Source organism: Pseudomonas sp. EL_65y_Pfl2_R96, from assembly GCF_963970905.1.
In the GTDB taxonomy this organism is placed as follows: domain Bacteria; phylum Pseudomonadota; class Gammaproteobacteria; order Pseudomonadales; family Pseudomonadaceae; genus Aquipseudomonas.
On the sequence record NZ_CAXAQH010000269.1, the window covers coordinates 1 to 490 of the forward strand.

At 66.9% G+C, this 490-nt stretch carries 1 protein-coding gene; it reads right to left on the minus strand.

Annotated features, from left to right (window positions below; translation table 11 throughout):
• Positions 1-490: B12-binding domain-containing radical SAM protein (locus AACY49_RS30570; protein WP_339528014.1), on the minus strand; the 490-nt coding region annotated here is incomplete at both ends.

Below are 490 nucleotides of genomic sequence, written 5' to 3' on the forward strand. Positions count from 1 at the left end.
CCACCTTGTCGTCCTCGCGGAAGGCAATGCCCTTGACGCCGTGCCGCGCGGCGAGCCAGTCGCCGCCTTGCAGCGCCCGCAGCAGATTGACGATGATCTCCTCGCCCTCGCCGCGCACGATGGCATCGATGAAGGGCGCCTCGGTCAGCACCTGCTGGTACATGAAGGTGGCGTGGATGCCGCCGAGGATGGTCAGCGCGCCGGGGTGGATTTCCTTGGCCAGTTGCAACAGCCGCTCGGCCTTGTAGATCGACGGCGTGATCGCGGGGGAGCCGACCACGTCGGGCTTCTCGTCGATCAGGATCTGGCGGACCTGGTCATCGGAGAGGTTGGTGGTCATGGCGTCGATGAAACGGATGTCGTCGAAGCCGGCCTTGCGCAGCGCGCCGGAGATATAGGCGGCCCAGGCGGGAGGCCAGTTGCCGGCGATCTCGGCGCCGGCGTCGAGCATGCGCGTGACGATGGTGGCATCGAAATCCGGCACGTAGCC